The following is a 13,521-nucleotide window of genomic DNA, read 5'->3' as shown; positions in this document are numbered from 1 at the left end:
GCGCGGGCCGTGGCCAAAAGACCACGGGTGGAGCACTGACGAGGACGGAACACCGGGCCGGCGTCCGTTCATGCTTGGGGCAGGAGCGGGCGGTGGGCCATGGCGGCCTGCCGCGTCGAGTCGGCCCGAGGGGGGCCGCCGGGGCAGGGTCGCAGCCCTCCTGAAAGGGGCACGATCCCCATGTCACACAGACCTCTTTGTACGAGCGGGAGCAGATCGTCGACGGCGCGGCCGCGTCGGGGCGGCCTGGCCCGGCGGCTGACCACGCTGGTTCTGCCCGGCACGATGGCGCTCGCGCTCGCCGGCGCCGGGCTGGTCGCCCTCGCGCCGCCGGCGCTGGCCGCGACGACGGTCACCTTCTCCTACACGGGCAGCGCCCAGTCCTTCACCGTGCCCGACAAGGTCTACTCGATCAGCGTGGACGCCTTCGGCGCCCAGGGCCAGGACGGGCCCGAGGGCGGCAGCACGGGCGGACTGGGCGGGGAGGCCCAGGCCCAGCTGGCCGTCACGCCGGGACAGGTCCTGCAGATCAACGTCGGCGGCTCGGGCGGCTACGGCGGCTCGGGCGCCGCGGGTACGGGCAACGAGCCCGCCGCCGACGGCGGCGCCGGAGGAGGCGCCTCGGACGTACGCCAGGGCGCCAACGGCCCGAGCGACCGGCTAGTGGTGGCCGGTGGCGGCGGAGGCGGCGGCAACTGGATCGGCACCGCCGTCAGCGGGAACGGCGGCAACGGAGGCGGCGCCAGCGGTACCGCCGGCGGCAACGGGAGCGACGGGGCGGAAGGCGGCGGGGCGGGTACCGCCAGTGCCGGCGGTGCCGGTGGCCTCGGCGCCAACGGTGCCCCTGCCGCGACAGGCGGCGCCCCGGCCCTCGGAGGTACGGGCGGCGCCGGTGCCAGCGGCGCCGGTGGAGGAGGAGGCGGCGGGGGCTGGTTCGGCGGCGGAGGAGGCGGCGGGATCCTGAGCAGCCCCTCCGGCACCGTCGGATCGGCGGGCGGCGGCGGAGGCAGCGGGCACGGTCCGGCCGGCACCGTCTTCCACACCGGCGTGCGCTCGGGCGACGGCTCGGTGAGCATCACGTACACCCCGGCCGCTGCGGACATCGACGTGCACGTCACCGCCCGGCCGCAGCTGGGCATCCTGGTGCCCTACCTCCGCTACACCCTGACGGCCAACAACACCGGACCGGACACCGCCGTCTCGGCCACCATCACCGCGTCCCTGCCCCGGGGTCTGAGCGCGACCGGCCTGCCCGCCGGATGCACCACCAGCGCGGGGACCGTCACCTGTACCTTCGAGGCCATCGCCAGCGGTGCCGGCGCGGCCAAGTCCTTCGACATCCCCCTGCATCTGCTCTCGCTGGGCCGCGTATCGGTGTCCGCCACCCGCACCGCGTCGACTCCCACCGACCCCAACGCCGCCAACGACAGCGCCACGGCCGACTGCACCGTGATCTCCATCCTCCTGGCCACCTGTTCCTGACACCCCGAAGCCCGCGCAGGGTGGGCCCGAGCGAGCGCCGGGCCCACCCCCAGGCAGACCTCCTTGTGACGCGGGGCGCGGGGAGAGCCGTCCAGCCATGGCCGTCGACTGCCCGGCCTCGGCCCTACGAGGCGATCGGGCGGCCTGCCTTGAATGGCGGGAAGACAGCCCGGCTCCCGCGTCACAGTGCGACCACCCCCACCACGGCCGCCGCTGCCACGACCAGTACACCCACGACGTTGACGGCCATGTCCCGTTTCCAGGACCGGCGTTCGGCCTCGACGTCCAGGACGAAGACGGCCGGGTCGTCGCAGGCGTAGTGGATCGTGACGTCCAGGCCCTGCGATCCGGCGGGGTCCGGCAGTCCCGACTCGCAGTAGGCCGTGACGGCCCTGCCGTCGAGGGTGGTGAAGGTGACGACCGGTACCAGGTGGGTGGAGGTGTAGCCGTCGTCGTCGGTGCTGACGCTCTTGAGTACGGCGACGACACGGCCGGGTACGGCGGCCATGGCGGCCAGTGTGTCGAGACGGCGGTTCCTGTCGCGTACGTTCCCGGGCAGGTGGTACAGGCCGGAGAGAGCCCACGGCCCGCAGAAGCCGAGCAAGGCCCACGGCCAACCCCAGTCGATCGCGGCGACGACGACCGGACCGGCGTACACGAGGAAGACCGCGAAGGTCGGCCAGCCGAGTCCGCGCCCGCCTTCGGAGAGGTCGCTGGTGAACCGGAAGGCGTGGGGCCTGCCGCGCGGGTAGTGGACGCCGATCTCCCGACCCGTCCAGGCCGCGCTGATCCTCTCGCCCCGCTCACCGTCGTTGGTGACGGTGAACTCCTGCCCGCTGGACGGGTCCTGGAAGGAGACGACCACGGCTATCCCCTCCCTCGGAGAGCTTCCGTGCCGGGGCTCCCCCACCCGCTCGATCCGCCCCGTCACCCGGACCGCCCGCTGCGCCGGGGTCATCCCGGCCAGCGACCTCCCGTAGCCGACCAGTGCGAGCGTGCCGAACACACCGCACCACAGCACCAGATACCCGTGCCAGCCCATCCGTCTTTCCTCCTGCTACTTCGGGGACGGCCACCGAGCACACCCTTGCCGTCCCAACAGTGCGGTCCCAGGGCACCTCACCGTGCGGGTGCGCGCCGCACCACCTTGCCCTGCCCGTTGGCCTCCAGTGACGCCGCACCTTCGGGCCCGGTCACGACAACCCTGATGACGAGGGAGCCGGTGAGACGGTCGGCGATGATCTGCCAAGTCCGGGGAGAGCGGACGCCGAGGGTGGCCGTGGCCTCCTCGACCAGGGCGGGGAAACGGTCGTAGGGCAGCGTACGGGGGTCGAGTCCCGGGGGCTGCGTGCCGGTCGGCGAGAACACGACCGACAGCAGGCGCTCCTGCACGACGACGGTGAGCGCCTGGTGCGTGTCCCCACCCCTGGTGAGCGAGCCGACAGCCCGGTCCAGCTCACCCTTGTCGAGAAACGACTGCCCCGGGCCCAAGGAGACCGTTCCGGACGCCGACGACACCACCGTGGTCGACGACGTGGAGGAGACGGACGGCCTCGCTACCGGAGGCGGTTGCGCGGTGTCGTCGCGGTCGAAGAGGTCCACGCGGAACAGCAGGACCACAGCAGCCGCGCCGAGCAGCAGGCCGAGGAGCACGACGAAGCCGAAGGCACAGCCCTCCGGGGGCGCGGCCACCCTGGCCGTCCCGGGCGCCGAGTCGAGGCGGGCCGAGGCCGCCCGTTCCTCCCACTCCGGAGTCGGCCGCTTGACGATGCGCACCCGCCACGGCCGGTCCGGCGGATACTGGACCACCACGACGCCGCGCGGCCGGTAGTCGGACAGGTCCACGAGGTTGATGTCCTGCCTGAACTCCACCCGGTACGCCGACCCGTCGTCCGGTGCGACAGTGAGCTCGAACCGCACCGGTACATCGCTCGACTCGCCCCCGACAGCCTCCAGACTCTCGATCATCGCGAGCGCCGTGCGGGGCACAACCGCCGCCTCCCGGGCACGCCTCGGCATACCGGCGAGGAAAAACAGAAGTCCGTACACCACGGGCAGGACCAACCCCGTGACGAACAGCGGCACGTTCTCGACGATCCCGCCCACGACGAGTGCGGCGAGCGACGTGCCGACCACGCCACCGGTCAGGAACCCCCGTGCGAGCGCGACGGGTGTCCGGTGCGTGGGCAGCACCGCGCCCGTGGTGATCGTCATAGGGGCGATTGTGCGGGGCTCGGGTGACGTCCGGTAGACCCCAGCATGATTTTCCGGCACGGCAAAACAACGGAGTTGCCCCTGTCGCTGCCGGGGCCGCAGCAAAGGGGGCGGGTGTCCGGTCCGCAGGACCGGACACCCGCCCCCCCTTTGCCTCACACCCGCTCAGGCAGGGACGGGCTGCGCGTCAGTCGCGGCGAGGCGCCCGGTGCGGGCGAGTGCGAACACCGCGCCGGCGCAGGCCATACCGGTGGCGCCCAGCGCACTCCATGCCAGCCAGCGCGCATCATGGCGCTGGGCCACGTCCCACAGGGCACCGGTGGCCAGGTTGCCCAGCGTGATGCCCAGGCCGGAGACGGTGTTGTAGAGGCCGTAGTGGGTGGCGACCAGGCGGTTCCCGGCCAGGGAGACCACGGTGTCCATCTCGAAGGGGTAGACCACCGCGCTACCGGCGGCCAGCCCCACCACCGCCACGATCAGCGCGGCCAGCAGCATCGCCTGCGCGGCTCGGCCGCCCGTGCCGGGGACCAGGGCGAGCGGGACGAACGCCACTCCCATCACCGTGAGTCCGCGGACCAGAGCCTGCTGGGGGCTCCAGCGTTTGCGGGCCCAGCCGGTCAGCCGCAGCTGCCCGAGGACCGCGACGGCGGCCGAGACGACGAACAAGGCGCTGGTGGCCCTCGTCCCGGCCGCCCCGAACGCGTCACCCGCGGCGAGCGGCAGCGCCAAGTAGACCTGGAAGGTCAGTACGTAGGAGCCGATCATCGCCAGCGAGAACAGCAGGAAGGGCCGGTTGGCAACCACGGTGCGCCACTGCGCCAGCACCCCGGACGGGCCGTCCTCCCCGGTGTCGGCGGTTCCGCCCCGGGCGGGCAGCGCCCGCCACTGCAGCACCGTAAGCGCGGCGAAGATCGCCGCTGCCACCGTGCACACGAGCCGGAAGTCGGCGGCCAGCAGGGCCAGGCCGACCAGCGGACCCAGCAGCATCCCGCCCTGGTAGTAGACGTTGAACGCGGCGAACGCCTCCACCCTGCGCTCGCCGGCACCGGCGGCCAGGTAGGCGCGGACCGCCGGGTTGAACAGGGCGCCCGCGAAGCCGGTTGCCGCCGAGGCGACGATCAGGGCGGGCACGCTGTCCACCCAGCCCAGCAGGGCGAAGCCGCCCGTGCGCAGCAGGCATCCGGCAATGATCGGGGCCTTGTAGCCGAACCGGTCGGCCAGGGTGCCGCCGATCAGGAACAGGCCCTGCTGAGAGAGGTTGCGCACCCCCAGCACCAGGCCGACTGCCCACGCCGCCAGGCCCAGATCGTCGGACAGGTGGGCGGCGAGGTAGGGCATCAACATGTAGAAGGCGAGGTTGATGGCGAACTGATTGGCCATCAACAGCCGGACGGCGGGCGGGAAGGAGCGAGTGGTGGACCACAGGGATTTCACCGGGTGACTCCCGTGGGGCCGACGGCGCCGGAGCGGAGTGCCGCGCCGACCGGGTCCAGCACGGTCGCGCACCTCGTCCAGCGGGACACCGTACGCTCGCCGGGATGGCCGATCTCGTCGGGTGCCTCGGCGGGCACGCAGCCGAGCACATCATGCTGACGGCACCAGGCATCGTCGAACACGGTCCCGACGTAGCGTTGCGGGCCGTCGGGGAACACCGCCGCGATCTTCTCCTCCGCCGGGCCGGCGGCGGCCAGGTGACGAGCCACCAGGGCAACCGCCCCCACGCTCCATCCCCCGCTCACGTATCGGGAGCGGGCCAGCGCCCGGGCGGCCCAGACCGCCTCGCCGGCGGCGACCCAGTGCACCTCGTCGAACAGGGTGTAGTCGACGTTGCGCGGGTAGATGCTGCTCCCCAGCCCCCGCATCAGCCGGGGCCCCGCGGGCTGACCGAAAATGGTTGAGCCGCAGGTGTCCACGCCGACGATCCGCAGGGAGGGGAAGAAGCCGCGCAGCACGGCACCGATTCCGGCGGAGTGCCCGCCGGTGCCCACGCTGACCACCAGCGTGTCGATCCGCCCGAGCTGGGCGACGAGCTCGTGGGCCAGCGGCGCGTACGCGGCCACGTTGTCGGGGTTGTTGTACTGGTCCGGGCACCAGGCGTCCGGATGGCGCGCGAGCAGTTCCTCGACCCGTGTCCGGCGGGCCTGCTGCCAGCCCCCCACCGGATGCGGCTCCGCCACGACCTGGATGTCCGCGCCGTAGGCGGTGAGCAGGCCGGTCATCAACGGCTCCATGCCCGGGTCGGTGACCACGGTGACCGGATGCCCCAAGGCCACCCCGGCCAGGGCCAGGCCCAAGCCCAGGGTGCCGGAGGTGGATTCCACGATCCGCGCCCCCGGAAGCAGATCGCCGCGCTCACGAGCGCGAGCCACCATGTACAGCGCGGTACGGTCCTTGATTCCGCCCGGGTTGTGGCCTTCGAGCTTGGCCCAGAAACCCCGGCCGACGGCCGTGAACGGCTCGCCGATCCACAGGCTCGGCGTGTCACCCACCAACCCTGCCGGGGTCCAGGCGGGCAGGGACGGAGCAGACAGCAACTGCGCCGCCGCAGCGGGCAGTGACGTCATGGGGAAGTTGTTCATCGCGTGGCTCTCCCGCATCCCCGCGGAACTGCATGTCAGGCAGGGGACGCGTTGCTAGAAAAGCGGGCTGTCGGCACGCAGAAGCACCGCACGCGACCGGGGATGGCAACACCGCCGTCCAACCGGTCCAGGCGCACGGAGCCGGCCCCGTCAGCTCCGCCACACCCCAAGCTCCGCCAGGGCCCGCCCCTGTTCCGGCCCGGCCCGTGGCACTACACCCAACGGCGCCGACTGCCGGACCGTCGGGTACTCGACCGTCTGCACCGCCGCGCCGATGCTCGGGGCCGTCACCGCGGCCCCCGGCATCCAGGCCGGCGCGTCAACCCCAGCGCACTCCTCGGCTTCCGCGTCGCGCGACGGCTTCACGGAGGCGTGCTCCAAGGGAACGGACGTCGCGCTCAGGAGAGAATCCGCCCTGCCAACGCCGTCGTCCTGCGGCCCGTGCGCACATCCCAGGACATGCACCAGTCCGGCCACGACCACAGCGAGAACCACTGCGACCCAGACCGACGACTGCCGCCTCCAGAGCACCATCCGCACCGACACGACACATAGCGTATGCACTTTGTTACGTAAAGCGCCCATAAACGCGACGGATATCAGCCAGACTGCGGCCAGATGACACCGGCTCGTAGCGCATCCTCGCCACACTCCGCTCCCCCAGCGGACCGAGAAAGGGCGCGACCCTTGCCCTGAGCCGCACCGTCCCCGGAACCGAGACGAAACCTGCCCTCAGCCGCCAAGTCCACCAAAGCCGAAGGGCTCAGGGCCCGTTCGCCGCGTGCCCCGTCGTGCCGCGCCCCACCCGTCCTGGAGGAGAGCGAAGGCGGCATCCATGGCGCGTTCGGGGTCGTCAGTGCGGTGGGCGAAGGCCGATGTCTCCAGGGCGAAGTGGGCCAGAGCGGCGCACCGGTAGTCGTCGGGCCGACTCCCGGTGGCCTCGGCGATCTGCTGGCTGTTGTACGAGCGGCAGGACTTCGGCTGGAACATCCAGCGGATCAGCCGGGACGACAACCTGGTCCGCATCCTGAGCCTGAGCGGCGACAACCAGTGCCTGGGCAGCCAGGACGTCCACGCCACCATCCAGACAGCCGCCCTGCTCTACAAGTGTGACGATGCCCGCGGCGTCGCCGGAGCGGGCCAGCGCTGGCTCGCCGAGGCATACCCCGACGGAAGCATCCGCTACCGCAACGAAGCCAACCACCTCTGCCTGCTGTCCCCCGACGCCGACCACGGCGTCGTCAACCTCTACAAGTGCCAGGACATCCCCGCCCAACGCTGGAACACAGTCAGCCCCTGAACCGGCCGGGCCGTCTGGACCCTCGCACCACCGGCCCAGACGGCCTCCGGGACCGGCCCGGTGGTGGGTCAGCTGGTCGGGTCGGGCAGTGGGGCCTGGCCGATGCGTTGCTGGCCGTATCGGGCGGAGGTGCGTACGGCGTCGAAGCCGTAGGCGGTCATGTCGGCTTCGTAGGCGTGCAGAGAGGAGACGAGGTCGGCTCCGCGGGCGGCCTTGCCGAGTTGGGTTGCGAGGGCGAGCGCGTCGCGCAGTGCGGTGTTCGCCCCGACGCCGACGGCCGGGCTCATCGCATGGATGGCGTCGCCGAGCAGAGTGACGGTACTGGTGGGCCAGGGTGTCAGGGGCACGCTGGAGCGGATGGTCAGCGGGAAGACGGACTCGGGCTGCCACAGCGCGATGATCGAGCCGAGGAGGGGATTCCAGCTGCGGGTCATACCCGCGGCCATGTCCCGCAGTTGTTGCCCGGGGGCACGGTGCAGCTCTGCGTCGGTGTGGGGCAGCAGTTCGGTGCGGGCCGAGAACAGGCACATCATGTAGTCCTCGGTGTCGGCCAGGTCCAGCGTGGGTGCAAGGCGCGCGATGGCGTCGCTCGGAGGGGTGCGTACTGCACCGGCGCGAGGCCGACGTGCTGGTGGTCCGGACCGACGATCCCGGTGTAGAGGGCGAAAAGACGGTCGGGAATCAGACCAGTGGTCTCTGGAGTGAGCGGGAAGCGGCCGTAGATGACTCGTACACCGGTGTCCATGACGTGTGCATGCGGCAAATACTGCCGTCGTACCGCGGAGTTGACACCGTCGGCCGCGACCAGGACGTCACCCGTGGCACGGGTTCCGTCGCGGAAGTGCGCGGTCAGGTGGAGTCGGCGTGGATCCGGTAGCCGGTGCACTCCTTGCCGAAGTGGACGATGTCGTCCAGTCCGTGCAGCAGGATCTGCCGCAGGGTGAGCCGGTTGACCGCGACGTTGCGGCCTCCGTCGGCGCTGGCGCCGGGGTCGGTGGCGGACAGCTGGTCGAGCCGGGCGTCGAGGATGACGGTCGGCGGCTGGGGCGAGGCGGTCGTCGACACCAAGCGGCTGAGCGGCGGGGGCAGAAGCTCGTCGAGGGCATGGAGCCCGTCCGGGTTCAGCCGCAGACGGTAGCCCTGACGCCGGGAGGTGGGGGATGCGTCCCGTTCGTAGACGGAGACGTCGATGCCGTCGCGGCGCAGTCCCTGGGCGAGCGCCAAGCCGCCCAGACCGGCACCGATCACGATCACGCGGAGAGCTGAGGTGGTCACGGGTTCCCTCTCTCGTGCACGACAAAGAAAGGGACGCTCTGGACACACCGAATTTCGGGTGCGACGGGCGCATGGCGCCGCCCGGACTACCGACCGGGCCGTGTTTTCGACGTCCACGGCCACGGTAGCCCGCGCCCATGACGGGGTGTCAAGAGAGGGATCGGGACCTCGTACGCAGCAAGCGGATGGTCACCACGGCCCTTGGCAGCCCCCGGCCCTCATGGGCGCTACGAGCGATTGCTCGGCTGCTGAACAGGCTCGGCAGCACCCCATCGGTGGGGACGAGCCCGGCCCGGGCGACCTCTTCGTCAGCTCGCCCGGGCCTCGTTCCGCACGACTGACCTGGGTCGGTTGCCGGCCCCGGGGCGAGTCGTCTCCGGCGGCGGTGCTCAGCCGAAGATCGCGAGCTCGGTGGCGTAGAGGAAACGGGTCTGGGAGCGGTCGAGGAAGTTCTCCTCGTCCGCGGCGACGGTCGTGGTGTAGGTGTCGGAGGTGAACCAGCGGGCGGCATCGGCGACGCTGTCGACCCACACCTCGGCGACACCGTCGTAGGCAGCCGTGCGTATGCCGGGGATCTCGTCGTCGGTGGGCAGGAGTTGGACGTAGCGCCGGACCGGGACCTCTCCGCCGGGCAGGCTCGTGATCAGCGCGGTGTGCTTCTGCCAGTACTCCACGAACTCCTCATGGTTGAGGTCTGCCCGCCGGGTCAGGAAGATGCTGATCTTGATCACAGATGACTCCTTGAAGCCGCTTTTTACTTGCCTGGGCAACTTATAACGTAGACGACGATGACTTGCCCAGGCAATAGATATCCCTTGCCTGGGCAAGTAGAATGGCTCGCATGGATACACCGTCACCGTGGCTCGACGCCGACCAGCAGGAACTCTGGCAGGACCTTCTCACCGTCGTGATCGCGCTGCCCGCGGCCCTGGACCGTCAGCTGCAGCGCGACGCGGGCATCTCGAACTTCGAGTACGGCGTACTCGCCCGGCTGTCGATGGCGGATCACGTCACCATGCGATTCAGCGAGTTGGCCCGGGACTGCAACAGCACACTCCCGCGGCTGTCCAAGCTGATGGACCGCTTCGAGGCGCGGGAGTGGATCGTACGTCGAGTCGACCCGAGCGACGGTCGCTACACCCTGGCCACGCTGACCGACAGCGGTCAGCAGAAGCTGGTCGACAGCGCGCCGGGGCACGTCGCGCAGGTGCGCCGACTCGTCTTCGACTCCCTCACCGCTACACAGCGCCGCCACTTCGGCACGGCACTGTCCAACGTCGCGGAGACCGTGCGGCGCGAGGCCGCCGGTGGTCCCACCGGGTGAGTGCGCTCATCTCCCGCTCGGCGCGCGGCCGCACTACCCGTCACCGTCATGGGCACGCATGTCGCGTACGGCTGTGAGTATTGCATCCTGCCAAGATCAAGCCTCGCCTCTGGCGTGAACAAGCCCTTCCAAGAACACAGCGCATGGACCGGCAGGCAACTGGGCACCGATGCCCGCGTGCCCCTCACAGACGACTTACCTCGCTTCATCGACCTGTCGGCGCGGCTGACCGGATTCGATGAAGCATCCCTGCAGGCCACCGGGTTGACCGAGGTGTACCAGGCGGTCGCTGCGGAAGAGCTCGGCATCGAGCGATACGCGCGGCTGCTGCGCGAGCTTCGGGAGCTCGACGACGCCATGGACGGCGAGCTGCGGGATGCGGCCCGGGCGGTGACGTACCTCTGGTACACGGGCAGTTGGCCGGGGCCGCCGCCGACCGTGGTCTCTTCGCGCGCCTATGCCGAGGGCCTGGTGTGGAAGGCGGCCGGTCTCAAGGCTCCCGCCACCGATCCCGGCGGATACGGCAGTTGGGGCGAGACGGGCGACCGGACCGGCCAGGGCGCCGGGGCCGAGGGGAGCGGACGGTGACACGGTACGACGTGATCGTCGTCGGCGCCGGAGTCGCGGGCTCACTCGTCGCACACCAGCTGGGCAGGCACGGCAGGCGGGTGTTGGTCCTGGAGGCGGGCCCCGGCGCCCACGAGCCGCCCGCCGACCCGCTCACCACCTACCTGACGACCGCCGCCAAGGTACCCGGCTCCCCCTATCGAGCCCACCCGGCGGCCCCCTGGCCCGAGGCGACGGACCTCTCCGGCCTCTCCGGCACGGACGGGACCCCCGGCTTCCGGGCGGACGGCCACCTGCGGCAGGACGGCCCGCTCCCGTACGCCAGCGGATACGTCCGCGTGAACGGCGGCACCGGCAACGTCTGGACCGGCCTCGTGCCGCGCATGCTGCCGGAGGACTTCGACACCGAGTCCTTCGGGTACGGACGGCGCTGGCCCCTCACGTACGACGACCTGGAGCGCCACTACAGGGCGGCCGAGGAGGAGTTGGGGGTGGCCGCCGACGCCGACGAGCAGCGCGAGCACGTCGGGCTGCCCTTCCCCGACGACTACGTGTTTCCCATGCGGGCCCTGCCCGCCTCGCGTGTGGACCGCATCCTCTCGGCCCGCCTCGACGGGCGGCGCGTCAAGGACCCCGTCTCCCTGCGCGAGGTCGAACTGCGCGTGGTCGGCACCCCGCACGCACGCAACGGCGTCCCGGACCCCCGGTACGACGGCGGCCGCGGCTACGTGCCGCGCGGCCGGGACGGACAACCCGCCCCGGACAGCCGGTGCGTGGGCAACGCGAGTTGCGTGCCGCACTGCCCCTCGTATGCCAAGTACACCCCGCTCAAGACCCAGGGGCGCTGGAGTACGACCGTCACGCTCCAGGACCGGTCCGTGGTGAGCCGGGTCCTCGTCGACGGGCGGGGGCACGCCACGGGCGTGGAGTACCACTCATACGACGGGCAGGTGTCCGTCGCGCACGCCGATGTCGTCGTGCTCGCCGCGCACGCCGTGGAGAACGCCCGGCTGCTGCTCCTCTCCGGGCTCGCCGACCGCAGCGGCCAGGTCGGCCGCAATCTGATGGACCATCCGGTCCTGCTGACCTGGGGTTTGTTACCCGAGGACGCCGGGCCGTACCGGGGCCCCGGCTCGGTCTCCGGCCTGGAGGGCTTCCGCGCCGGCGCGGCGCGAAGGCTGCGGGCGCCGTTCCGGGTCGAGCTCGGGGCGTGGGGCTGGGTCTGGGCGAAGGGGTCCGTCGATGCGGACGTGCACCACTTCCTCACCGAACGGGGCCTGTTCGGGGCCGAGTTACGACGGGCGGTCGGGGACCGGATCCGCCGCCAGTTCACCCTCCAGTTCGAGATGGAACAGGGCGCCGACCCCGCGAACCGGGTCACCCTCCACCCCCACGAGCGCGATCCGCTCGGCCTGCCCCGCCCCCTCGTCACGTACAACCTCGACACACACGTCAAGGAAGGCATGGCGGCGGCCCGGGCGGTCTCCGACCAGATCTTCGCGCTGCTCGGCGCCGAGGACCACACGGACTACACACCGGTGGCGGCCTGGCCGGGCCGCTTCGAGCACGACGGCCGCACCTACGGATACCGCGGCGCCGGCCACGCCGCCGGCACCCACATCATGGGCGACTCCCCCGCCACCTCGGTGGTCGACGCCTGGCAGCGCTGCTGGGACCACCCGGGCCTGTACGCGATCGGCTGCGGCAGCATGCCCTCGGTGGCCACCTCCAACCCGACGCTGACGATGGCCGCGCTCACCCTGCGCAGCGCGGAGCGCATCGAGGCGGACCTGGCCGCCCGCGACCGCCCGGGCTCCCTCGTCGCGCCCCCGACGTCCCCCGCGCCCAACGAGCCGTCACCGACCCCAGGAGCCCCGACATGACCGCCACCTTGCCGCCCGTACCCGAACCCTTCCAACTCCCCTTCCATTACGGCGCGTTGCACCAGATCGGCATCGACTGGCTGGTCGACCCGGAACCGGTCCGCAAACTGCTCGCCCAACAGCACCCAGATCTCACCGCAGCCACCTTCGAGGACGGGCGGGCACTGGTATCGCTCAACTACCAGCTGTACTTCGCGCAGTACGCGTTCGGCGGAGGAACCACCCAGGAGATCGAGTTCAACGTCATCGCGTTCCCGACGCGCGAGGGCGACCGGCTCCCGCGCCTGACGTACGCCCAGTACGTTCAGGGCTGGGACCAGACGAAACTGCTCGGCATCGCCCGCCTCCACGTCGTGTGCGACAACCCCTTTGCCATCCGGGCCGGGAAAGAGCTCTACGCGGAGCCGAAGCACCCCGGCTGGTTCGAGGTCGACCTGCCGTCCCTCAACGGGCCCGTCGGCGAAACCTGGACCATCCAGTGCAAGGCCGCCACGATCGGCCCGGACGACACCCTGGAGCAGGGCCCGCGCCCGCTGCTCGACATCACCGCGGAGCTGGACGGCCTCACCTCCGCCGCCGCCAACTCGGCCCCCATCACCGGCTACGGCACCGACCCCGAGGGACGCCTGCTCGCCGGTCCCATGAACGTCTACCAGCCCTATCGCTGGTACGACCTGTCCTCCCCGGAACACTCCGCCCGCACCCGGCTCACGGTCCACGCCCCGGACGACACCCTCGGTCACGGCATCCGCACGCTCCTCGGCGACGGAACACCGGCCATCGGCGCATGGGCGTACCAGTCTCCCCCCGTGGCTGCCCACAACCGCCCCTACTACTTGCCGACGGGGCCGCGCCCCTGACCGCCGGCCACGGCGAGGGGGACAGCGCTTTGGTGGG

Annotated in this window: 13 protein-coding genes; 6 read left to right on the top strand and 7 right to left on the bottom strand. The window is 71.4% G+C overall.

Annotation, left to right across the window (positions count from 1 at the left end):
• The first annotated feature begins 180 nt into the window (after window positions 1-180).
• Window positions 181-1,482, top strand: a complete 1,302-nt coding sequence (locus IE252_RS43990; protein ID WP_268248413.1) for a glycine-rich protein — start codon at window positions 181-183, stop codon at window positions 1,480-1,482.
• A gap of 181 nt (window positions 1,483-1,663) precedes the next feature.
• Here IE252_RS43990 and IE252_RS18105 read toward each other — a convergent pair whose 3' ends face one another.
• The 4 genes from IE252_RS18105 to IE252_RS18090 form a co-directional block, all read right to left on the bottom strand.
• Complete coding sequence (locus tag IE252_RS18105) at window positions 1,664-2,524, bottom strand: DUF3592 domain-containing protein (RefSeq protein ID WP_190090463.1); 861 nt, start codon at window positions 2,522-2,524, stop codon at window positions 1,664-1,666.
• A 77-nt stretch (window positions 2,525-2,601) separates the two neighbouring features.
• Window positions 2,602-3,696, bottom strand: coding sequence for a hypothetical protein (locus tag IE252_RS18100; RefSeq protein WP_190090462.1), 1,095 nt, complete (start codon window positions 3,694-3,696; stop codon window positions 2,602-2,604).
• A gap of 165 nt (window positions 3,697-3,861) precedes the next feature.
• Complete coding sequence (locus IE252_RS18095; RefSeq protein ID WP_190090461.1) at window positions 3,862-5,130, bottom strand: MFS transporter; 1,269 nt, start codon at window positions 5,128-5,130, stop codon at window positions 3,862-3,864.
• The gene (locus tag IE252_RS18090; protein WP_190090460.1) at window positions 5,127-6,275 is read right to left on the bottom strand and encodes a PLP-dependent cysteine synthase family protein; all 1,149 of its coding nucleotides are present in this window, start codon (window positions 6,273-6,275) and stop codon (window positions 5,127-5,129) included. Before IE252_RS18090 ends, IE252_RS18095 begins: the two co-directional genes overlap by 4 nt.
• Window positions 6,276-7,209: 934 nt before the next feature.
• On the opposite strand from IE252_RS18090, the gene IE252_RS18085 reads away from it, so the two are divergent.
• A complete protein-coding gene (locus IE252_RS18085) occupies window positions 7,210-7,575 on the top strand; it encodes a ricin-type beta-trefoil lectin domain protein (RefSeq protein WP_229848511.1) in 366 nt (121 codons plus the stop codon).
• A 68-nt stretch (window positions 7,576-7,643) separates the two neighbouring features.
• Here IE252_RS18085 and IE252_RS43265 read toward each other — a convergent pair whose 3' ends face one another.
• From IE252_RS43265 to IE252_RS18075, 3 genes are all read right to left on the bottom strand, one after another.
• Complete coding sequence (locus tag IE252_RS43265; RefSeq protein WP_229848509.1) at window positions 7,644-8,108, bottom strand: FAD-dependent oxidoreductase; 465 nt, start codon at window positions 8,106-8,108, stop codon at window positions 7,644-7,646.
• Between the two features lie 316 nt (window positions 8,109-8,424).
• Window positions 8,425-8,850 (bottom strand): NAD(P)-binding protein, encoded by a 426-nt coding sequence (locus IE252_RS43260; protein ID WP_229848507.1) that lies wholly within the window; start codon window positions 8,848-8,850, stop codon window positions 8,425-8,427.
• Window positions 8,851-9,239: 389 nt separating this feature from the next.
• The gene (locus tag IE252_RS18075; RefSeq protein WP_190090459.1) at window positions 9,240-9,581 is read right to left on the bottom strand and encodes an EthD domain-containing protein; all 342 of its coding nucleotides are present in this window, start codon (window positions 9,579-9,581) and stop codon (window positions 9,240-9,242) included.
• A 110-nt stretch (window positions 9,582-9,691) separates the two neighbouring features.
• On the opposite strand from IE252_RS18075, the gene IE252_RS18070 reads away from it, so the two are divergent.
• From IE252_RS18070 to IE252_RS18055, 4 genes are read left to right on the top strand one after another with little or no spacing between them, the layout of a single operon-like run.
• Complete coding sequence (locus IE252_RS18070; RefSeq protein WP_190090458.1) at window positions 9,692-10,174, top strand: MarR family winged helix-turn-helix transcriptional regulator; 483 nt, start codon at window positions 9,692-9,694, stop codon at window positions 10,172-10,174.
• A gap of 48 nt (window positions 10,175-10,222) precedes the next feature.
• Window positions 10,223-10,762, top strand: a complete 540-nt coding sequence (locus IE252_RS18065) for a hypothetical protein (protein ID WP_229848505.1) — start codon at window positions 10,223-10,225, stop codon at window positions 10,760-10,762.
• Window positions 10,759-12,624, top strand: coding sequence for a GMC family oxidoreductase (locus tag IE252_RS18060; RefSeq protein WP_190090457.1), 1,866 nt, complete (start codon window positions 10,759-10,761; stop codon window positions 12,622-12,624). The genes IE252_RS18065 and IE252_RS18060 overlap by 4 nt, the downstream gene beginning before the upstream one ends.
• Window positions 12,621-13,484, top strand: coding sequence for a hypothetical protein (locus IE252_RS18055; protein ID WP_190090456.1), 864 nt, complete (start codon window positions 12,621-12,623; stop codon window positions 13,482-13,484). The genes IE252_RS18060 and IE252_RS18055 overlap by 4 nt, the downstream gene beginning before the upstream one ends.
• Window positions 13,485-13,521 lie beyond the last annotated feature (37 nt).

This window comes from Streptomyces melanogenes (assembly GCF_014649795.1).
Classification (GTDB): Bacteria; Actinomycetota; Actinomycetes; order Streptomycetales; family Streptomycetaceae; genus Streptomyces; species Streptomyces noboritoensis.
This window is presented reverse-complemented; position numbering and strand designations above follow the sequence as displayed.